Raw genomic sequence first — 19,794 nt, forward strand, 5'->3', positions numbered from 1 at the left:
GATCGGATGGATCGAAGGCGCGGTGCCCTCACCCTGCCCTCTCCCGGAGGGAGAGGGGAAAGACAATCGGGAGGTTGGTGATATGGGAACACTTGCACTCGCGGCCAAGATCACGCATGTGCCGTCGATGTACCTGTCGGAGTTTCCGGGGCCGAACTTTGGTTGCCGTGACGCGGCCATCAACGGGCACAAGCAAATCGATCGCCGTTGCCGCACGTTGGGTGTGGACACCATCGTGGTGTTCGACGTGCACTGGCAGGTCAACAGCGAATACCACATCAACTGCGGTCCGTCGTTCAGCGGCACCTACACCAGCAACGAGTTGCCGCACTTCATCAAGAACATGCCCTACGCGTATCCGGGCAATCCGGCGCTCGGGCACCTCATTGGCGACATGGCCAACGAGATGGGCGTGAAGTCGCGCGCGCACAGCGACACCACGCTGGAGCTCGAATACGGCACGCTCGTTCCCATGCGCTACATGAACGCCGACCAGCACTACAAGGTGATCAGCATCAGCGGCTGGTGCGACTGGCATGACCTGCACGAATCCGCACGCTTCGGACTCGCGGTGCGCCGCGCCATCGAGGAGCGCTATGACGGCACGGTGGCGGTGTTCGCCAGCGGATCGCTCTCGCACCATTTCGCCGACAACGGCCGCGCGCCGGAGTTCATGCACAAGGTGTACGACCCCTTCCTGGAACAGGTGGACCACCGCGTGGTCGAGCTGTGGAAGGCCGGCGACTGGAAGACCTTCACCGGCATGCTGCCGATGTACGCCGAAAAATGCTGGGGCGAAGGCGACATGCACGACACCGCCATGCTGCTGGGCATGCTGGGCTGGGACCGCTATGAAGCGCCGGTCGAAATCGTCACGCCCTACTTCGGCAGTTCGGGCACGGGGCAGATCAACGCGATCTTTCCGGTGACGCCCCTGCCTGCCGCCTGAGGAACACACACATGCCCCATCTCGTCATCCTCTACACACCCAACATCGAATCGCAGACCGACATGAACGCGCTGTGCCGCGCGATGGCGGACACCATGCTCTTGCAGCGCGACGACGCCGACAAGCAGGTGTTTCCCACCGGCGGCGCGCGCGTGCTCGCATTTCCGGCGGCGCACTACGCGGTGGCCGATGGCAGCGGCGACTACGCCTTTGTGTACCTCAACGTGCGCATGGCGGCGGGCCGGCCCGAGGCCGTGAAGAAGCGAATCGGCGATGCACTGTTGGCCTGCGCGAAGAAGCACTTCGACCCGCTCATTGCGCAGCGCCACGTCGGCATCACGTTGCAGATCGACGAAAGCCCCGGACAGGTCTACGACGGCAAGCTCGGCAACCTGCATCCCCTGTTCAACAAGTGATGGCGATGCTCTCCAACGCCCTCATCCGCCAACTCGCCGCCGAACTGCACGAAAGCGAGAAGTCGCGCGTGCAGGTCGAGCATTTTTCCAAACGCCATCCGGAGATGACGATCGAGGACGGCTACGCCATCTCGCGCGAATGGGTCAAGACCAAGATCGCCGAAGGGCGCGTGGTCAAGGGCCACAAGATCGGCCTCACCTCGCGCGCCATGCAGCAGTCCAGCCAGATCAACGAGCCCGATTACGGCACGCTGCTGGACGACATGTTCTTTGCCGAAGGCGGCGACATTCCCTTCACGCGCTTCATCGCACCGCGCGTGGAAGTGGAGTTGGCCTTCGTCCTCGGCAAGCGGCTGCAGGGCCCGGATGTCAGCATCTTCGACGTGCTCGCCGCCACCGACTACGTGGTGCCCGCCATCGAGATCATCGACGCGCGCATCGAGCAGTTCGACCGCCACACCCGGTCCATGCGCAAGGTGTTCGACACCATCGCCGACAACGCGGCCAACGCCGGCATCGTGCTGGGCGGCCGGCCGGTCAAGCCCGACGCCGTCGACTTGCGCTGGGTGAGCGCCCTGCTCTACAAGAACGGCGTGATCGAGGAAACCGGCGTGGCCGCGGCCGTGCTCAACCATCCCGCCACGGGCGTGGCGTGGCTGGCGAACAAGCTCGCGCCGTGGGACGAATGCCTCGAAGCCGGCGAAGTGGTGCTGGGCGGCTCGTTCACGCGGCCGACCACGGCGCTCGCGGGCGACACCTTTCACGCCGACTACGGCCCCTTGGGCAACATCGCCTTCCGATTCACCTGACTTGAAAGATACACGATGCAAACACCCGTCAACAGCTTCAAGAAGGCGATGCGCGATGGCGTGCCGCAGATCGGCCTGTGGGTCGGCATGGCCGACGGCTACGTCGCCGAGATCCTCGCCGGCACCGGCTACGACTGGCTGCTGATCGACGGCGAGCACGCACCCAACGACGTGCGCTCGGTGCTCGCGCAGTTGCAGGGTATCTCCAGCGCGTGGTCGGCGATGGAAGATGCCGCGAAGCGCACGCAGCCCATCGTGCGCGTGCCGGTGGGCGAGACCGCGCTCATCAAGCAGTTCCTGGACATCGGCGCGCAAACCATCCTGGTGCCGATGGTCGACACCTCCGAAGAAGCGGCGCGGCTCGCCAAGGCGATGCGCTATCCGCCCGACGGCATTCGCGGCATGGGCAGCGCGCTGGCGCGTTCGTCGCGCTGGCAGGCGTACCCAAAATACATCCACGAAGCCAACGACCAGGTCTGCCTGCTGGTGCAGGCCGAAACGGCAGAGGCGATGAGGAACATCGACGCGATCGCGGCCACGCCGGGTGTGGACGGCGTGTTCATCGGCCCGGCGGACCTCTCGGCGTCGATGGGCTTTCCCGGCCAGCCCAACCATCCGGAAGTGCAGGCTGTCATTGCCGATGGCATCGCGCGCATCCAGCGGGCGGGCAAGGCGCCGGGCATCCTGTCGACCACCGAGGAGCAGGCGCGCAAATGGCTGGCGGCCGGCGCGCTCTTTGTCGCCGTGGGCGTCGACACCATCCTGCTGGCCGCGGCCGCGAGCCAGCTCGCCGCGAAATACAAGAGCACCGGGCAAACGACGACGCCCGCGGGCTACTGATTCGCAGCGCGCATGCCGCTCAAGGAGACACGATGAACGCTCCCCACTTCGCGCCGGACGCCACGCTGGCGCCGCCTGACCTTCACCCCGACGAACTCGCCGCGCGCATCGAACTCGCGGCCTGCTACCGCATCTTCGCCATGCTCGGCTGGACCGAGATGATCTACAACCACATCACGGTGCGCCTGCCCGATTCGGTCACGGGCGGCGAGAAGCAGTTCCTCATCAACCCCTTCGGCCTGCACTACAGCGAGGTCACGGCCAGCAACCTGGTGAAGATCGACCTGCAGGGCAAGGTGCTGGGCGCGTCGAAGTGGCCGGTGAATCCCGCCGGCTTCACGGTGCATGCGGCGATTCACGATGGTTTGCCCGAGGCGCATTGCGTGATGCACGTTCACACCACGGCCGGCGTGGCGGTGGCCTGCCTGCAGGGCGGACTGCAGCAGACCAACTTCTACACCGCGCAGCTGCACGACATGGTGGCGTACCACGACTTCGAAGGCATCACCATCCATGCCGACGAAGGCCCGCGCCTGCTCCAGAGCATCGGCTCGAAGCAGGCCGTCATCCTGCGCAACCACGGCCTGCTCGCGTGGGGCCAGACGCTGCCACTCACGTTTGCGGTGCTGTGGACGCTGCAGCGCGCTTGCGAAATCCAGCTGGCCACGCTTTCCATGGGCGCGCCGATTGCGGTGAGCGAAGCCGTCGCGCGGCGATGCACCGCCGATGCGCTGCAGTTCAACCCCAAGCACGGCGGCGGGCGCGACGTGTTCGACGCGCTGGTGCGTCAAGTCGACCGCATCGACGATTCCTACCGGTATTGAAGTCATGAAGATCTGTATCTACGGCGCGGGCGCCATCGGCGGCTGGATGGGCGTCAAGCTGGCGCAAGCCGGCTGCGAAGTGAACGTGGTGGCGCGCGGCGCAACGCTCGAAGCGCTGCGGCGCGATGGGCTCGTGCTCACGCACAACAACGAGCGCGTCAGCGTGCCGGTGAAAGCGAGCGAAGACCCCTTTGATCTGGGCGTGCAGGACGTCGTCGTCGTCGCCGTGAAGGCGCCGGCGCTGGCCTCCGTGGCCGCACGCATCGCGCCGCTGCTCGGCCCCGACACCATCGTGCTCACCGCCATGAACGGCGTGCCGTGGTGGTTCCTGGCGGGTGGATTTGGCGGGGCGGTGGCCGGCCGGCAACTGGCCGCCATCGATCCGACTGGCGACATCGGCACCGCGATTCCGCCGCGTCACGTCATCGGCGGCGTCGTGCATGCGAGTTGCTCGCTCGACGGGCCGGGCGCGGTGCGGCTGCACTTCGGCAACGGGCTCATCATCGGCGAGCCTTCGGGCGAATCGACGCCGCGCGTGCAGGCGCTGCATGCGCTGCTGCTCAAGGCCGGCTTCGACGCCAAGCTCTCGGCGCAGATCCAGAAAGACGTCTGGTACAAACTCTGGGGCAACATGACGGTCAACCCCATCAGCGCGCTGACGGGCGTGACCACGGACGTGATCCTTGGCGACGACCTGGTGCGCGGCTTCATCTCCGCCGTGATGCTCGAGGCCAAGGAAATCGGCGCGCGCATCGGCATTCCCATCGCGGAAAGCCCTGAAGACCGGCATGCCGTGACGCGCAAGCTCGGCGCCTTCAAGACCTCGATGCTGCAAGACGTGGAAGCCGGCCGCGCCATCGAACTCGACGCGCTGGTGTCGGCCGTGCGTGAACTGGGCCAGCTCACGGGCGTGGCGACGCCGTTCACCGATGCGCTGCTCGGCCTGGCGCGGGTGCAGGCGCGCAAGCTGGGGCTGTACTAGGCTCGCCCGCAAGGCTTGCTCACTTCGTGTCGCCTCCAAACACCTATCGGGGGCAACACCAGCGTGCGCCTCAGTGCGCGCGCAGCATCACCCGAACCGCCTCGGGCAGCGAGTTCACCTCCGGCATGAAGTGGTCGATGACCGCGCCGAGCAGCACAGCGCACATCACGGCGCCGAGCAGGGGCCTCCAGGTGAGCCGGACGGCAGCGCTCAGCCAGCCTTCGCGCGCCAGCCGGAACACCGAGCGCGCCGAAACGTAGGAAAACGCGATTTCGATCGCGACGGTCAGCAAGGCTTCCGAACCAAAATACAGCAGCACCAGCGCGCCGGCGCCGAAGGCGATCGCTGCGCAGATCGCAAAGATCGCAAGCACCGGCACGACGATGATCGCGCCTTCGTCCACACTGCCCACCACTTCGAAGGCGCCGCTGGCCACGTCGGACACGCCGACGCCTTCGGCAGTTGAGGCGCCCGCCGACGGCACGCCGTCGCCAAAGTCGACGAGGCCAGGATCGATCACATCCGCGTTGAACGCTTCACGGCCTTCCACCAGGCGCTGCGCCCACCAGCGCAGCACGCCGAGGTACGCGAGATAGCCGACGCCCAGCGTCACGAGATAGCGCACCGCCAGTGACTGCCCGCCCCAATGCATCTGCACGGCGGACACCGCCCACATCAGCAGCAGCGTGAAGCTGCCGATGAAGATGCCATGCGCGCGCAGGCTGTAGCGCCGGTGCAGTTCGCGCTCCACCCCCGACTCCCACAGCCGGATCGAACGCCAATCGGAAAGAACCTTCAATTCGCGCCTTGCCTTGGTCGCTCAGTCGCTCGCCATCGGCACGCGCCGAGCGACGGCGCACATCAACTCGTAGCCCACGGTGCCTGCCGCGCTCGCCACGTCGTCGATGCTCAGCCATGTGTCGTCGGCGGCCTTGCCCCACAGCGTGACTTCGCTGCCGAAGCCGGCGTCAGGAACGGGCGTCAGGTCGACGGTGATCATGTCCATGCTCACCCGCCCGACCATGCGCGTGCGCACGCCGTTGACCAGCACCGGCGTGCCGGTCGTCGCGTGGCGCGGATAGCCGTCGGCGTAGCCCACGGCGGCCACGCCGATCCGCATCGGCGTGTCGGCAACAAAGCTGGAGCCGTAGCCGACCGTGTCACCGGGCTTGAGGGTTTGCGTGCCGATCAGGCGGGTGGCCAGCGTCATGCCGGGCTGCAGCTGCCAGTGCGCCGCATCGTGTTCCGGGAAATCAGGCGCGCTGCCATACAGCACGATGCCGGGGCGAATCCAGTCGACGCGCGTTTGCGGTGCATGTCGCAGCACCGCGGCGCTGTTTGCAAGCGAGCGCTCACCCGGCAAATCTTGCGTGACGCGTTCGAAGGTGGCGACGGCTTCGTCCACGCCGCGCGGACCGTCCGCATCGCTGAAATGCGTCATGAGCGAAATCTCGTCGACTTGCGGCAGCGCGTTCAGCCGCGTCCAGGCCGAGCGGTAGCGCTCCGGCGCAAAGCCCAACCGGTTCATGCCCGAATTGAGCTTGAGAAAAATGCGGTGCGGCACCTGCGTCTTGTGGGCGGCAAGCATGTCGATCTGCTCGTCGCAATGCACGGCGTGCCACAGATCCAGGCGCGAACACAGCTCGAGGTCGCGCGCCTCGAACACGCCTTCGAGCAGCAGGATCGGGCCGCGCCAGCCCAGTGCCCGCACCCGCTCGGCCTCGCCCAAGTCGAGCAGCGCAAACCCGTCGGCGCCGCGAAAGCTGTCGAACACACGCTCGATGCCGTGGCCGTAGGCGTTGGCCTTGACGACCGCCCACACGCGCGACTCGACAGCCGCGCGGCGCGCGCGATCCAGGTTGTGGCGCAGCGCCGCGGTGTGGACTGTGGCAAGGATCGGACGGGGCACGGTTCAACGCCTGCTTGAATGTGGAAATACCCACGCTGACGCGGGAAGACACGGTCATTTTGACACCGCACCCCCATGCTATAACCGCGCATCCGCACAAGCGGAAACAGATTCCACTACCGCCAGCAGACTTCCTCTGGCCAGCCAGACTATCGATGAAGCGCGGTTTTTACACCATCATGTCGGCCCAGTTTTTTTCGTCACTGGCCGACCAAGCGCTTTTCGTTGCTGCCGTCGAACTCTTGCGAAGCGCTGGCGCACCCGAGTGGGAGCGCGCTGCGCTCGTCCCGATTTTTGCGGTGTTCTACGTCGTGCTGGCGCCGCTCGTTGGCGCCTTTGCCGACGCGCTGCCCAAAGGCCAAGTCATGTTCATCAGCAACGCGATCAAGGTCGTGGGCTGCCTGATGATGCTGTTCGGCTCGCACCCGCTGCTGGCCTATGCCGTGGTGGGCCTGGGCGCCGCCGCGTACTCGCCGGCCAAGTACGGCATCCTCACCGAACTGCTGCCGGCGTCGCAACTGGTCAAGGCCAACGGCTGGATCGAGGGGCTGACGATTGCCTCCATCATCCTGGGCATCGTGCTGGGCGGGCAGTTGGTCGGGCATTCGATTTCGAGCCGCCTGTTGATGCTCGACTTTCCCTTGATCGACACCGGCGTCAGCACCCCGCCGGAAGCGGCCATCACGGTGCTGATTGGTGTGTACCTCCTGGCGGCCTGGTTCAACACGCGCATTCCGCACACCGGCGTGGAAATGCGGCCGCTGCGCTCCAACCCGGACGAGGGCGTGTTTCGCAACATGGTCGCCCTGCTGCCCGATTTCTGGCATTGCAACTCGCGCCTGTGGCGCGACAAGCTCGGCCAGATTTCGCTGGCGACCACCACGCTGTTCTGGGGCGCGGGCGGCAACCTCAAATACATCGTGCTGGCATGGGCTGCGCTGGCGCTGGACTACAACACCGCGCAGGCTTCGTCGCTGACGGGGGTCGTGGCCATCGGCACCGCCATCGGCGCCGTGGTGGCGTCGATGCGCATGCGGCTGGACATGGCGACCGGCGTGATCCCCATGGGCATCGGCATGGGCTTGCTGGTCATCGGCATGAACTTCATCGGGAACGTGTGGGTGGCGGTGCCATTCCTCATCCTCCTGGGGGCGCTGGGCGGTTTCCTGGTGGTGCCGATGAACGCCTTGCTGCAGCACCGCGGCCACAACCTGATGGGCGCGGGCCGCTCCATTGCCGTGCAGAACTTCAACGAGCAGGCCTGCATCCTGCTGCTGGGCGCGTTCTACAGCGCGTGCACCGGGCTGGGCTTGTCAGCCTATTCGGCCATCAGCGCTTTCGGGGTCGTGGTGGCGGGCTTCATGTGGCTCATCAAACGCTGGCATACGAACAACCTGCGCAAGTATCCCGAAGAGGTCCAGCATCTGCTGGCCATCGCGCGCAGCGACAAGCATCATTAGCGTCCGCTTTTCCGGGAAGCCGGGCGGCGTGCCTCTTGAAGCGGCTACGATGGCCGACTCTTTTTCACAATCCAAGGTACGGACATGGCAAGCGTTTATGACTTTGACGCCACCAGCATCGATGGCAAGCCGGTAGCGCTCAAGAAGTTCCGCGGCAAGGTCTTGCTGATCGTCAACACGGCCAGCAAGTGCGGGTTCACGCCGCAGTTCGAAGGGCTGGAATCGCTCTACCAAAGCTACGCCGACAAGGGCCTGACCATCCTGGGCTTTCCGAGCAACCAGTTTGGCGGCCAGGATCCTGGAACCAACGAGGAGATTGGTGCGTTTTGCACCAAGAACTACGGCGTGAGCTTCCCGATGATGGAGAAGATCGAAGTCAACGGCAGCGGCGCGGCGCCGCTCTACCAATGGCTGACCAAGGAAAAGCCCGGACTCCTGGGCAGCACCGCCATCAAGTGGAACTTCACCAAATTCCTGGTGAGCCGCGAAGGAAAGGTGCTCAAGCGCTACGCACCGCTCGACACACCGGAGTCGCTCAAGCGCGATATTGAACGGGCGCTCGAGGCAGCCTGATCGCGGGCTTTTGAACACGCTTCGCGGATGCGACGACGGCGCCTCGCGGGCGCCGTCTTCAGTTCTTTCCGCGCAGCCTTATTGCACGCCGGTCACGTCCACTTCAACGCGGCGATTGGGCGCCAGGCACTCCACCAGCGCCGGCGTTTGCTGATTGCCCACGCAATCGGTCTTCACCGGTTGACGCTCGCCCATGCCGGCGGTGCGAATCAGCTTGGCGTCGATGCCCTTGCGCACCAGCAGTTCGCGCACGGTGTTGGCGCGCGCCAGCGACAAGGCATTGTTGTAGTTGTCCGAACCCAGGCGGTCGGTGTGCCCGGTCACAAGAACGCCTGCGACCGTCTTGGAGCGAATGTCGCTCGCCAGGCGTTCGATCTGCGCGTGCCCCTCGGCTTTCAGATCGCTGCTACTGGACCCATCGAAACGGAACAGGCCGTCGGTGTTGAGCGTGAAGCGCTTCGGAGCGGGCGCCGCCACTGCAACGGGTGCAGCGGGGACATCGAGCCACTTGGCGCAAGCGGGGTCTTTCCACCAGCCGCCGGTGCTCAACTCGTCCTTGCTGAAGCGCACCATGTACTGGCAAGTGACGTACTCGGCGCCCTTGCCGCTGCGGAAGTGGAAGATGTAGTTCCACTCGCGCACGCCCCACAGGCCTTCGCTGAAATGCGGCCAGCCGAGCAGTTCGCGGACCTGGTCCTTGCCCATGCCGGTGTTCATCTTGCGCAGGTTCTCGATGTTGGGAAAAGCGCCCTGCTTCCATTTGGCGTTGTCGAGCGCCGGGAAGTCGCTGGCCTTGGGCGCCTGCACGTTGGCGGCAGCGCGCGATTGCGCTTCCTTGTCGATGGCGGCGCCGGGCGTCGTCGATGCGCAACCCTGGAGGACCAGCAGAGTACCCACGGCCACTGCGAGCATTGTTCGTTTCATGATTTCCCTGTTCCCTGCTATCAATTGAAGACCCACTCGCCGCCCACGGTGGCCGCCACACCGCCGCGGCTGGCAGCCAGGCCGCCGGTGACGCTCCAGCCGTTGTTCTCCGCGGTGCGGCGGAAGCTGATGCCCACCGCGCTCTCGCCCTTGTAGTTGCCGTAGCCCAGGCGCATCACCGTCTTGCCGGGCACGAAGGTGGCCGGGGCCTGCACGGCCATGGCGGCTGCGGTGCCGCCATAGGCGTTGCGTGCGACGTCTTGAACCTCTGCGCTGAGCGCGTTGACGCGCGCGTCGGTGTAAGCGTTGGCGGCGGCCCTGGCGCCGTTGAGCTGGTTGACGTTGACCACGTCCGTTCCGGCGACACCCGCAGCCACGTTGTGGATGGCGACTTCGCTGGCACCGCCCGGCTTGCCGTTGCCGGCGCCATCGCCGTTGGGGTTGCCCATGGTCACGCTGTTGTAGTTCACCGTGCCGTCGGGGCGGGTGTCGTAGTTCACGGCGCCGTCCTTCACGGACTGCAGCTGGCGAACGTTGACGGCGTCGGTGGCTTTCGTGCCGCCGGCGACGTTGGTGATCTGGCGCTCACCGCCCACCGAGCCCACCGAAATGGCGCCCTGCGTCGATGCGACGGACTTGCCCGAGAACGCTTCCTTGCCCCCGCCCATGCCGACGCGATCTGCCACTGCGCCGTCGCCCAAGGCCACGCTGCCCTTCGTATTGGCACTCGCGTTGGGGCCCATGGCCACGCTGTTGGCGCCATTCGCCGCCGAGTTCATGCCGCTGGCAACACCGTTCTCGCCGTTGGCGACCGCCTTGGGGCCGATGGCAACGCTGTTGGTGCCCTTGGCCTGCGAATCTGCCTCCGTCGAATTGGCGTGGAAGTACTTGATGCCGCCACCGTTCACCACTTGGTTGGTCAGCGAATTGATGGCCTGGTTGGTCTGGTAGAGCTGGCTGCCGTTGACGGCGTCCGTGCTGTTCGCGTTGAGCTGGCCGGCAGCCACGTTGGTGATCTGGCGCTCCTGGCCCGGTGCACCGACGCTGACCACGCCCACCGGATTGCCGCCAGCGAATTGGTAGGTCGTGCCATTGATGACCGTGCTGCCGGTCGGCACCGCGGGCTTGTCGGCCACGGAGCCGTTGCCCAAGGCCACGCTGTTGTTGGTCGTCACCTTGGCGCCGGTGCCCACGGCCACGCTGTTGTCGGCGTTCACGCTGGAGCCCGAGCCCACGGCCGTGCTGTCCTTGCCCTTGGACGACGGCGGCACGTAGGTGGTCGGCGAGCCGATGGCCCACTTGTCGCCGGCGTTGTTCGCCACGTTCGACACCTGTTGGATCGTGCCCTGCAATGCCTTGAGTTGCGAGACGTTGACGCCGTCCGTGTCCTGGGAGCCGGCGGCCACGTTCGTGATGCGGCGTTCCTTGCCGGCCGCGCCCACCGACACTTCGCCCACCGGGCGCGTGCCGGCCACGCTGGTGGCGCCTGGCGGGATGTAGGCCGTACTGCCCAGCGTGCTGCCGTTGGCGACGGACCCCGCGCCGATCGCGACCGAATCCCGGGCCGTGACGCTGGCCTTGTCGCCGATGGCAACCGAACTGCTGGCGCCCACGGTCACACCCGTACCGGCGCCGACGCTGTCCTTGACACCATCCGCCACCGTGGCACCGCTGCCCAGCAGCTGGTTGCCTTCGAGGTTGGCGCCCAGCTTGTTGTCGAAGCCGGCAATGAAGTTCTTCTTCGCGCCGACGAGGTTGTTGTTCTCGCCCATGACGCTGTTCTGCGTCGAGTTCGTCACCGAATTGTTCAGGCCGATGACGTTGGCCTTGGACCAGGTGCTGGGGTCGTTCTTGTTGAACGGCGCCGTCATCGTGACGGTGTTCTGGATGCCGATGATGCTGCTCGCCGCAGCATTGCTCATCTTGTTGCCGACGCCGAACATGCTCGAGCCGAAGCTGGCAGTGGCGCTGTTGTCGCCGCCGATGATGCCCACGACCGACGAGTTGGTCGTCGTGTTCTGGGAACCGATCGTGAGGGACTGGCTGCTGTTGGTGAGCGTGTTGCCGCTGCCGACGGTGGTGGTGTTGCGGCTCGCGGCGCCGATCACCTTGGTCGAGTAGCCGACCGCCACGGAGTCCGGCCCGTCCGCCTGGGCCTTGTAGCCCACCGCCACGGACCGGTCGCCCGCGGCTTTGGCGTCGGACCCGGCCGCCACCGCCAGCGAGTTTGCGCCCGAAGCGATGGAGCCTTGCCCCAACGCTGTTGCGCCAGCACCACTGGCCACCTGGGCACCGGCGTGTGCGGCAACGATTGACGCGGCGGCAAAGACGGCCGTGCGGATCGTGCGGGAAACACCTGCGCGCTTGCCGCAAGCCCTGGAAAGTTCAGAGCCTGCAACCCACGCGCCCAGCGATTCGTTCCATACGGAACGGTATGACTTGTTCACAAATTCCCCCCTGTTTTGCTATTGCCAAAACACCACTTGTTACAGCGATGCGATGGGGGCGAATGATGTCGAACAGGTCAGCGCTTTTGTCTGCGCTGCGACATTTCCTCAGATTTTTCGGCCGATTTCAGTTGAAGATGTGAACTTGTTTACTACATTTTGACGCAACTCAGCGCGTATTCTGTGGCCCAGGTAGAGGAGCACGTCAGATTCGCTGGCGTGTTGAAAGAACAACACTTTTCGGGGCTTTCCTGTGCCCCGCGGACAGGCCCATGCGGATCGCCATTCTTGAAGACGACGAGGCCCAGGCGGCCTTCCTGGCCCACACCCTGGAGCAGCGACTCACCCCCGGCGACAGCGCCCTCAGCCTGGTGAGCTTCACCAACGGAACCGACCTCCAACGCGTGCTGCGCAACGAAACCTTCGACCTGCTCGTGCTCGACTGGACCGTGCCGGGCCTGCACGGCATCGAACTGCTGGGCTGGCTACGCGTCTGGCAAAAGAACTTCGTGCCGGTGCTGATGCTCAGCGCGCGCGGCGCCGAACACGAAATCGCGCAGGCGCTCGACCTTGGCGCTGACGACTACATCGTCAAGCCATTCCGGCCCAACGAGTTGAGGGCGCGCATCCAGCGCCTGCTCGCACGCCAGCAACCTGCGAGCACCACCGACTGCGAGCGCTTTGGCCGCTGGGAATTCCACCGCCTGACCCTGCAGGTGTTGATCCATCCGGAACAAGCAGGCGATGCCCCGCCCGAGCGGCACACGTTGACCGACCGGGAATTTCGCCTTGCGCTTTCCCTGTTCCGCAACAAGGGGCGGATCCTGTCGCGCGCACATCTGCTGGAAAGTGGCGACTGCCGCGGCAAGAACCTCAGTTCGCGGGCGCTCGACAGCCAGATCTACCGGTTGCGCAGCAAGCTTGGCCTTCACGCCGAGCGGGGTCTGCAGCTGCAAACCATCTACGGGCACGGCTATCGGCTGGAGACAGCGCAAACCGAAGCCGATTGAACCCGCCCCCATGGCCCTCACCCCTTCCCTGGCGCGCTTCGGGCCCCTGCTCGAATGGCTGAACCTGCGCAAGGTGCGCGAAACGGTCGATGCGCAAGTCGTGGCCCTGGCCGAGCAAGCGCTGCAGGGCGTGCCGATGGCGCTTTTGCTGTGCAACGGGGACGGCTGCATCATGGCGGGGAATGCTGCCGCGCACAGCCTGCTCATCGGTGGCGCCAGCCACGCGGTGAAAGACGCCGCGCATGCATGGGAGGGCAGCCGCTTGGCCGCCTTGCTTTCGCAACCCCTCCGGGGAATGGGCACATCGGGCGAGGACTCGCCGCCTCACTGGCAGTTGCGCACGCCCGATGAATACGCAGGCGCCACCGGACGCGTATTCCGGGTCGAAGCCACGCGCCTGGACGGCACGGGTGCCGCGCCCCTGTGGCTGGTCGCCTTGCCGGAGACCACAACGCTGCGCGAAAACCAGCGTCAACGCGAGAGCCTGCGCGCCGTGCTCTCGCATGATTTGCGCAGCCCGCAGGTCAGCATCCTGAGCCTTCTCAAGATGCATGACGGGAGCGGCAGCGTGGAAACGACGGTCATGCTCGGCGCGATTCGCCGCGAGGCACAGCGCTCGCTGGCCCTGACCCAGCTCTTGCTGGACCTGGTCGAAGTGCCCATGGACAACATCCGTCTCTTGCCTGCGATGGCCACCAGCCTGGTGCTCGATGCCGTGGACCAAGTCTGGCCGCGGGCCAAGGCCGCCCACGTGCAGATCGAATCGCGCCTGGACGGCGACGCGGACTCGAGCATCTCGGCCGATGCGCCTTCGCTGACGCGCGCCATCGCGGGCCTGTTGACCCACGCCGTGACACAGAGCCCGAGCGGCGGGCGCGTGCATGTGTGCGTTTCCAGCGAGGCCACGGATGACCAGGTCCACATTGCCATCCGCCACGAAGGCGCGGGCATCTCCGTGGAACACATGGCGCGCCTGTGCTCGCCAAGACAGACCCCGCGCAGTGCCAACAGCGCGGACCTTTCCCTGACAGTGACGCGCGCGGTGATGCGCCGCCACGGCGGCAGCATCGATGCGGCCTCATCGCCGGGTGCGGGATGCACCTACTGGCTGGCGCTGCCCCGTCGCCCGGCAAACGCCGGGGATCGCCAGTGACCTGTCAGAGCCAAATTCGCAAGTGGCTGCCACGCCAGTCTTCACTCACGAATCGACTGTTGCAGGCCATTGGTTCGCTATATTGCCTGCACCCACAACAAGAGACGCGCCCCGCGTCGGCCAGGAGACCTGCAGATGACTTCGCCCCTTCGCGACGACGCGCGCCGCACGCCCGAGAACCGCTTTGCCGGCCTTCCTGGCTATCCCTGGTCGCCCCACTACCTCTCGGACCTGCCCGCGCTGGCGGGTCTGCGGATGCACCACCTGGACGAAGGCCCGCGCGACGCCGCGCAGACTTGGCTGTGCCTGCACGGCAACCCGGCCTGGAGCTACCTTTATCGCAAGATGATCCCGGTGTTTCTCGAAGCCGGGCACCGCGTCGTGGCACCCGACATGATCGGCTTCGGCAAGAGCGACAAGCTCGCCGACGACAGCGCCCACACCTTCACGTGGCACCGGCAGGTGCTCCTCGAATTCGTCGAACGCATGGACCTGCGCAACGTGTCGCTGGTGGTGCAGGATTGGGGCGGCATCCTGGGCCTGACCTTGCCGATGGCCGCACCAGCGCGCTATCGCAACCTGCTGGTCATGAACACGACGCTGGGCACGGGCGACGCACCGTTGAGCGCAGGCTTCCTCGGGTGGCGCGAGATGTGCGCAAAGAATCCGGGATTCGACGTCGGCCGACTCTTTGCCCGTGGCAATCCGCACATGAGCCCCGAGGAATGCGCGGCGTACAACGCGCCCTTTCCTGACGGCGAATACCGCGCCGCCTTGCGCGCATTTCCACCCATGGTGCCGGAGTTCGAGGACTCCGACGGCGCGGCGATCTCACGTGCGGCGCGCGACTTCTGGCGCGATCAGTGGAATGGCGGCACGTTCATGGCCGTCGGCGCCCAAGACCCGGTGTTGGGCCTGCCGGTGATGCGCAGCCTGCAAGCGCTGATTCGCAACTGCGCCGAGCCGATGGTGATCGACCAGGGCGGTCACTTCGTGCAGGAGCACGGCGAGGCAATCGCCCGTGCCGCCGTGACGGCCTTTCGCAACTGAACCCGCTGTTCAATCAGAAGCGGAAATCCACCGTCTTGGAGCCAGCGCCGATGATCACGGACTGGCTCTTGGACACGCCATCGCTGGTGGCGCGCACGTTGTAGGTGCCGGCGGGCAAATCGATCAGGCACACCGGGCCGCCGGCCCGGAAGTTGAGCGATTGCGCGTTTTGCGCGCCCTGGATGGCCACGTCCACATTGGCCAGGTATTCACCACCGGGCCGCGCGAACAGCAAGGCCAGCGAATGGTCCTTCATTTGCGCGCGCATTGCGGTCGATTCGTCGGAGCCGATGCCGCCGCACTTGTGGCGCGCTGTCGCAGTGGCGGCGGATGTCACGGCGGGCGCCTCGGCCGGCATGATCTGCGGAGAAACCTTTTCGGCCGGCATTGTCACCGCCGGTTCGGGTTGGGCCCACACGGCCGATGCTGCCAACGCGCTCAGGCACGCTGCAACACCGCCGCGAAAGGCCGGGTTGTAGAACAAACTTCGCATGACGCACTCCTTCCTGAAGATCAGGATGCGCGCATCGTGCGCTGCGGTGCGCCAGTCGCGAGTCGGCGCAGGCCTTCAAGTCCTGTGCGATCAGGCCGGCGATCAAGCCGCGGTGAGCGCCTCGTCCAGCAGTTCGACCCAGTGACGCACCCGCGTCTGCGTGCCGCTTTGCAGATGTGTGATGCAGCCGATGTTGGCCGACACGATGGTGGTGGGCCGCAGCTGGTTCAAGTGGCCCAGCTTGCGGTCGCGCAGTGGATAGGCCAATTCGGGTTGCAGCACCGAATAGGTCCCGGCGGAACCGCAGCACAGGTGCGATTCGTTGCGCGCCACCTGCAGGTCGAAGCCCAGCGCGCGCAGGTTGACCTCGACGCCGCCGCGCAGCTTTTGCCCGTGCTGCAAGGTGCACGGCGGGTGATACGCCACGACGCCCGCGGGCGCCTTCACGCGCGCCTTGAGCGTGGGCACGAGGTCCGGCAGGAGTTCGCTCAAGTCCTTCGTGAGTTCGCTGATGCGGGCGGCCTTGCGGGCATAGGCCTTGTCGTCCTTGAGCATGTGGCCGTACTCGCGCACGGTCACGCCGCAGCCGGAGGCGTTCATCACGATGGCCTCGACCGCGCCATGCTCGACATAGGGCCACCACGCGTCGATGTTGGCGCGCATCTGGACCTTGCCGCCTTCGTGGTCGTTCAGGTGGAACTTGACGGCGCCGCAGCAGCCGGCCGTGCCAGCCACCAGCGTTTCAATGCCGGCGGCATCCAGCACACGCGCCGTAGCGCTGTTGATGTTGGGCGCCATTGAAGGCTGCACGCAACCGGCAAGCATCAACACTTTACGTGTGTGCTTGCGCTCTGGCCATGCGCCGGCGTCCTGCCGCGACGGCACCTTGGCCTTGAGCTTTTCCGGCAGGAAGCCACGCATGGCCTGACCGAGCTTCATGGCCGGGCCGAACAGCGGCGATGGCAGCCCCTCCTTCAGCATCCAGCGCGTGGCCGACTCCGCAGCCGGGCGCGGCACTTTTTCATCGACGATCTTGCGGCCGATGTCGACGAGGTGGCCGTACTGCACGCCGCTCGGACAAGTGCTCTCGCAGTTGCGGCAAGTCAGGCATCGGTCCAGGTGCATCTGTGTGCTGCGCGTGGGCGTCTTGCCTTCGAGCACTTGCTTGATCAGGTAGATGCGACCGCGCGGGCCGTCGAGTTCATCGCCGAGCAACTGGTAGGTCGGGCAGGTCGCGGTGCAGAAGCCGCAGTGCACGCACTTGCGCAGGATGGCTTCGGCTTCGAGGCCATCGGGCGTGTTCTTGAATTCGGGGGCGAGTTCTGTTTGCATGAAGGGTCAGGCTTCGGCGGCGAGGCGGCCACGGTTGAAGATGCGATGCGGGTCGAACTCGTCCATCAGGTTGCGCTGCACGCGCGCGAGTGCGGGCGACAGCGCGTCGAATCGGGTGGCTGTTTGCTGCGCAGCGTTACCCGGCTTGAACAGCGTTGCATGTCCCCCCACGGCCTGCGACGCCGTGCGGATCGCGGCGCCCTGCCCCGATGTGGCGCGGTACCAGCGCTGGGCGCCATGCCATTCGATCAGTGGCGCCTCGCCATCGATGTCCAGCACCGGTGCGGTCTGCGGCACCGAGACACGCCACAGGTCATGCGTGGCAGGTGCGTCGGTGAACCACGGCAGGGTCTGGTCGCGGCAAGCGTCCCAGTCGGCTGCGGTCTGCGCGTTGTCGAGCCGCTCGCCGCCGAGGTGCTTGCAGGCGGCTTCGACCGCTGCCACCGCGCCCCGCAGGCGCAAGTAGAGGACGGCGCGACCTGCATCTTCCACCCAGCAGCTGGCGTTGAGCGGCAAGGGCTGGCCGCCCCATCCGTTCAGCAGCCGCAGTGCATCGGCCTGGCTGCAGTCGAAAAGCAATGTGGCTTCCGCCGGCGGCACCGGCAGCACCTTGAGGCTGACTTCGGTGATGAGGCCAAGCGTGCCGAGCGAACCCGCCAGCACGCGCGAGACGTCATAGCCGGCGACGTTCTTCATCACCGTGCCGCCGAAGCGCAAGAGCTGGGCCTTGCCGTTGAGCAGTTCGGCGCCGAGGACATGGTCGCGTACCGAGCCGACGCTTGCACGCGAAGGCCCGCTCAGGCCGGCGGCCACCATGCCGCCGACGGTGCCGTTCGGTGCAAAACGCGGTGGTTCGAAGGCGAGGCATTGGCCTTCGGCACGCAGCAGCGCTTCCAGATCGGCCAGCCGCGTGCCGGTGCGCACGGTGACGACCAACTCACTTGGCTCGTAGCTCACGACGCCCACGAGCGTGGTGGTGTCGAGCAGCTCGCCGGTGGTGGCGTCGCCGTAGAAGTCCTTGGTGCCGCCACCGCGAATGCGCAGTGGCGTCGCACTCGCACTCGCGGCGCGGACGGGCTCGACCATCGCTTGCAAAGAGGAGTCCATCGCGGTCATCAGAAACGGGGCAGGTCTGCGAAGGGCTGCGTCTTGCCGGCGCGGAAGACCTGCTTGCCGTACTCGGCGCAACGCTGCAAGGTCGGGATCACCTTGCCGGGATTCAGCGTGCCGGCCGGATCGAAGGCGCGCTTGACGCCGAACATCTGCTCGTTTTCTTCGGCCGTGAACTGCACGCACATGCTGTTGAGCTTTTCCACGCCCACGCCATGCTCGCCCGACACGGTGCCGCCCATCGCGACGCTGGTCTCGAGGATGTCGGCGCCGAAGAGTTCGCAGCGATGCAGTTCGTCCGGGTCATTCGCGTCGAACAGCACCAGCGGGTGCAGGTTGCCATCGCCCGCGTGGAAGACGTTGCAGCAGCGCAGGTTGTACTTTTTCTCCATCTCCTGGATCGCGAGCAGGATGTCGGCCAGGCGCTTGCGCGGAATGGTCGAGTCCAGGCACATGTAGTCGGGGCTGATGCGGCCCGAGGCGGGAAAGGCGTTCTTGCGGCCGCTCCAGAATTTCAGGCGCTCTTCTTCGTTCTCGCTCACCGCGATGGCGGTGGCGCCACAACTGCGCAGCACCTCGCTCATGCGGCCGATTTCTTCCTCGACTTCTTCCGGCGTACCGTCGGATTCGCACAGCAGGATGGCCGCGGCCGTGAGGTCGTAGCCCGCGCGCACGAAGTCCTCGACGGCGGCGGTCATGGGCTTGTCCATCATCTCCAGGCCGGCCGGGATGATGCCGGCAGCGATCACCGCCGCCACCGCATCGCCCGCTTTGCGCACATCGTCGAAGCTGGCCATGATGCAGCGCGCGAGTTGAGGCTTGGGCACCAGCTTGACCAGCACCTCGGTGGTGACGGCCAGCATGCCTTCGCTGCCGACGACCAGCGCGAGCAGGTCCAGGCCCGCCGCATCGAGCGCGGCGCTTCCGAACTCCACCGGCTCGCCATCGGACATGAAACCGCGCACGCGCAGCACGTTGTGCAAGGTCAGGCCGTACTTCAGGCAATGCACGCCGCCCGAGTTCTCGGCCACATTGCCGCCGATGGTGCAGGCGATCTGGCTCGACGGGTCGGGCGCGTAGTAGAGGCCGTAGGGGGCGGCGGCCTCGCTGATCGCCAGGTTGCGCACGCCGCACTGCACGCTGGCCGTGCGCGCGACCGGATCGATTTCCAGGATGTTGTTGAACTTGGCCAGCGAGAGCGTCACCCCCATCGTGTCGGGCATCGCACCGCCCGAAAGCCCCGTGCCGGCGCCGCGCGCCACCACCGGCACGCCGAGTTGATGGCATGCCTTGAGCACCGCCTGCACCTGATCCGCCGTTTCCGGCAAGGCCACGACCAGCGGCCGCGCCCGATAGGCCGTGAGGCCGTCGCATTCGTAGGGCGTGGTGTCTTCGGCGTGCCAGATCAGCGCATGCGCGGGCAGGTGCATCTGCAGCGCACGCACCACCTGCGCCTGGCGTTCTGTTTTCGACAGCAATTGCTGCTGCGTGGGCGTGACGGGAGCGTTCATGG

At 66.1% G+C, this 19,794-nt stretch carries 18 protein-coding genes and 1 pseudogene; 11 read left to right on the plus strand and 8 right to left on the minus strand.

The annotated features are described in order from the left end of the window. Positions 1 to 82: 82 nt before the first annotated feature. The 6 genes from hpaD to QTI66_RS05105 are packed head-to-tail and all read left to right on the plus strand — an operon-like array spanning position 83 to position 4,820. On the plus strand, positions 83 to 949 hold the full coding sequence (hpaD, locus tag QTI66_RS05080; protein ID WP_286557898.1) for a 3,4-dihydroxyphenylacetate 2,3-dioxygenase: 867 nt from the start codon (positions 83 to 85) through the stop codon (positions 947 to 949). 11 nt (positions 950 to 960) lie between these two features. Then, complete coding sequence (locus tag QTI66_RS05085) at positions 961 to 1,365, plus strand: 5-carboxymethyl-2-hydroxymuconate Delta-isomerase (protein WP_286557899.1); 405 nt, start codon at positions 961 to 963, stop codon at positions 1,363 to 1,365. A 5-nt stretch (positions 1,366 to 1,370) separates the two neighbouring features. Beyond that, entirely contained in the window at positions 1,371 to 2,174 is an 804-nt protein-coding gene (hpaH, locus tag QTI66_RS05090) for a 2-oxo-hept-4-ene-1,7-dioate hydratase (RefSeq protein WP_286557900.1), read from the plus strand. Positions 2,175 to 2,189: 15 nt separating this feature from the next. Next, on the plus strand, positions 2,190 to 3,014 hold the full coding sequence (locus QTI66_RS05095; RefSeq protein ID WP_286557901.1) for an aldolase/citrate lyase family protein: 825 nt from the start codon (positions 2,190 to 2,192) through the stop codon (positions 3,012 to 3,014). A 32-nt stretch (positions 3,015 to 3,046) separates the two neighbouring features. Then, positions 3,047 to 3,838 (plus strand): class II aldolase/adducin family protein, encoded by a 792-nt coding sequence (locus QTI66_RS05100; RefSeq protein WP_286557902.1) that lies wholly within the window; start codon positions 3,047 to 3,049, stop codon positions 3,836 to 3,838. A gap of 4 nt (positions 3,839 to 3,842) precedes the next feature. Next, positions 3,843 to 4,820, plus strand: coding sequence for a 2-dehydropantoate 2-reductase (locus tag QTI66_RS05105; protein ID WP_286557903.1), 978 nt, complete (start codon positions 3,843 to 3,845; stop codon positions 4,818 to 4,820). Between the two features lie 70 nt (positions 4,821 to 4,890). Here the strand turns inward: QTI66_RS05105 and QTI66_RS05110 are convergent, their stop codons facing one another. Continuing rightward, entirely contained in the window at positions 4,891 to 5,619 is a 729-nt protein-coding gene (locus QTI66_RS05110; protein ID WP_286557904.1) for a hypothetical protein, read from the minus strand. Positions 5,620 to 5,640: 21 nt separating this feature from the next. Further along, positions 5,641 to 6,729: an alanine racemase gene (gene alr, locus QTI66_RS05115; protein ID WP_286557905.1), complete on the minus strand. Its 1,089-nt coding sequence runs from the start codon at positions 6,727 to 6,729 to the stop codon at positions 5,641 to 5,643. A 155-nt stretch (positions 6,730 to 6,884) separates the two neighbouring features. Between alr and lplT the strand changes: the two genes are divergently transcribed. Both lplT and QTI66_RS05125 read left to right on the plus strand, forming a co-directional pair. Beyond that, positions 6,885 to 8,189, plus strand: a complete 1,305-nt coding sequence (gene lplT, locus QTI66_RS05120; protein WP_286557907.1) for a lysophospholipid transporter LplT — start codon at positions 6,885 to 6,887, stop codon at positions 8,187 to 8,189. An 84-nt stretch (positions 8,190 to 8,273) separates the two neighbouring features. Beyond that, positions 8,274 to 8,762 (plus strand): glutathione peroxidase, encoded by a 489-nt coding sequence (locus QTI66_RS05125; protein ID WP_286557908.1) that lies wholly within the window; start codon positions 8,274 to 8,276, stop codon positions 8,760 to 8,762. 78 nt (positions 8,763 to 8,840) lie between these two features. Here the strand turns inward: QTI66_RS05125 and QTI66_RS05130 are convergent, their stop codons facing one another. Both QTI66_RS05130 and QTI66_RS05135 read right to left on the minus strand, forming a co-directional pair. Beyond that, positions 8,841 to 9,686 carry an OmpA family protein gene (locus tag QTI66_RS05130; protein WP_286557909.1) on the minus strand — a complete coding sequence of 282 codons (846 nt, stop codon included), beginning with the start codon at positions 9,684 to 9,686 and terminating at the stop codon, positions 8,841 to 8,843. Positions 9,687 to 9,706: 20 nt separating this feature from the next. Next, positions 9,707 to 12,133: an ESPR-type extended signal peptide-containing protein gene (locus tag QTI66_RS05135; RefSeq protein ID WP_286557910.1), complete on the minus strand. Its 2,427-nt coding sequence runs from the start codon at positions 12,131 to 12,133 to the stop codon at positions 9,707 to 9,709. A gap of 272 nt (positions 12,134 to 12,405) precedes the next feature. On the opposite strand from QTI66_RS05135, the gene QTI66_RS05140 reads away from it, so the two are divergent. The 3 genes and pseudogenes from QTI66_RS05140 to QTI66_RS05150 all read left to right on the plus strand — a co-directional run. Further along, complete coding sequence (locus QTI66_RS05140; RefSeq protein WP_286557911.1) at positions 12,406 to 13,143, plus strand: response regulator transcription factor; 738 nt, start codon at positions 12,406 to 12,408, stop codon at positions 13,141 to 13,143. Positions 13,144 to 13,153: 10 nt separating this feature from the next. Further along, complete coding sequence (locus QTI66_RS05145; RefSeq protein ID WP_286557912.1) at positions 13,154 to 14,296, plus strand: sensor histidine kinase; 1,143 nt, start codon at positions 13,154 to 13,156, stop codon at positions 14,294 to 14,296. A 144-nt stretch (positions 14,297 to 14,440) separates the two neighbouring features. After that, positions 14,441 to 15,346 (plus strand): annotated as a pseudogene (locus tag QTI66_RS05150) (haloalkane dehalogenase); the annotation flags it as partial. A 13-nt stretch (positions 15,347 to 15,359) separates the two neighbouring features. Here the strand turns inward: QTI66_RS05150 and QTI66_RS05155 are convergent. The 4 genes from QTI66_RS05155 to QTI66_RS05170 all read right to left on the minus strand — a co-directional run bounded on the left by QTI66_RS05155 (position 15,360) and on the right by QTI66_RS05170 (position 19,792). After that, positions 15,360 to 15,839, minus strand: coding sequence for a carboxypeptidase regulatory-like domain-containing protein (locus QTI66_RS05155; protein WP_286557913.1), 480 nt, complete (start codon positions 15,837 to 15,839; stop codon positions 15,360 to 15,362). Between the two features lie 102 nt (positions 15,840 to 15,941). Further along, positions 15,942 to 17,171, minus strand: coding sequence for a glycolate oxidase subunit GlcF (gene glcF, locus QTI66_RS05160; protein ID WP_286557914.1), 1,230 nt, complete (start codon positions 17,169 to 17,171; stop codon positions 15,942 to 15,944). A 6-nt stretch (positions 17,172 to 17,177) separates the two neighbouring features. After that, complete coding sequence (gene glcE / locus QTI66_RS05165; RefSeq protein WP_286557915.1) at positions 17,178 to 18,287, minus strand: glycolate oxidase subunit GlcE; 1,110 nt, start codon at positions 18,285 to 18,287, stop codon at positions 17,178 to 17,180. Further along, positions 18,287 to 19,792 carry an FAD-linked oxidase C-terminal domain-containing protein gene (locus tag QTI66_RS05170; RefSeq protein ID WP_286557916.1) on the minus strand — a complete coding sequence of 502 codons (1,506 nt, stop codon included), beginning with the start codon at positions 19,790 to 19,792 and terminating at the stop codon, positions 18,287 to 18,289. Before QTI66_RS05170 ends, glcE begins: the two co-directional genes overlap by 1 nt. Positions 19,793 to 19,794: the final 2 nt, after the last annotated feature.

This window comes from Variovorax brevis, from assembly GCF_030317105.1.
GTDB lineage: Bacteria > Pseudomonadota > Gammaproteobacteria > Burkholderiales > Burkholderiaceae_C > Variovorax > Variovorax brevis.

Bases quoted from the DNA above. Each gene is read 5' to 3' on its own strand.
- hpaD (WP_286557898.1), top strand. From the start codon at position 83: ATGGGAACACTTGCACTCGCGGCCAAGATCACGCATGTGCCGTCGATG.
- QTI66_RS05085 (WP_286557899.1), top strand. From the start codon at position 961: ATGCCCCATCTCGTCATCCTCTACACACCCAACATCGAATCGCAGACC.
- hpaH (WP_286557900.1), top strand. From the start codon at position 1,371: ATGCTCTCCAACGCCCTCATCCGCCAACTCGCCGCCGAACTGCACGAA.
- QTI66_RS05095 (WP_286557901.1), top strand. From the start codon at position 2,190: ATGCAAACACCCGTCAACAGCTTCAAGAAGGCGATGCGCGATGGCGTG.
- QTI66_RS05100 (WP_286557902.1), top strand. From the start codon at position 3,047: ATGAACGCTCCCCACTTCGCGCCGGACGCCACGCTGGCGCCGCCTGAC.
- QTI66_RS05105 (WP_286557903.1), top strand. From the start codon at position 3,843: ATGAAGATCTGTATCTACGGCGCGGGCGCCATCGGCGGCTGGATGGGC.
- lplT (WP_286557907.1), top strand. From the start codon at position 6,885: ATGAAGCGCGGTTTTTACACCATCATGTCGGCCCAGTTTTTTTCGTCA.
- QTI66_RS05125 (WP_286557908.1), top strand. From the start codon at position 8,274: ATGGCAAGCGTTTATGACTTTGACGCCACCAGCATCGATGGCAAGCCG.
- QTI66_RS05130 (WP_286557909.1), bottom strand. From the start codon at position 9,686: ATGAAACGAACAATGCTCGCAGTGGCCGTGGGTACTCTGCTGGTCCTC.
- QTI66_RS05140 (WP_286557911.1), top strand. From the start codon at position 12,406: ATGCGGATCGCCATTCTTGAAGACGACGAGGCCCAGGCGGCCTTCCTG.
- QTI66_RS05145 (WP_286557912.1), top strand. From the start codon at position 13,154: ATGGCCCTCACCCCTTCCCTGGCGCGCTTCGGGCCCCTGCTCGAATGG.
- QTI66_RS05155 (WP_286557913.1), bottom strand. From the start codon at position 15,839: ATGCGAAGTTTGTTCTACAACCCGGCCTTTCGCGGCGGTGTTGCAGCG.
- glcF (WP_286557914.1), bottom strand. From the start codon at position 17,171: ATGCAAACAGAACTCGCCCCCGAATTCAAGAACACGCCCGATGGCCTC.
- glcE (WP_286557915.1), bottom strand. From the start codon at position 18,287: ATGACCGCGATGGACTCCTCTTTGCAAGCGATGGTCGAGCCCGTCCGC.
- QTI66_RS05170 (WP_286557916.1), bottom strand. From the start codon at position 19,792: ATGAACGCTCCCGTCACGCCCACGCAGCAGCAATTGCTGTCGAAAACA.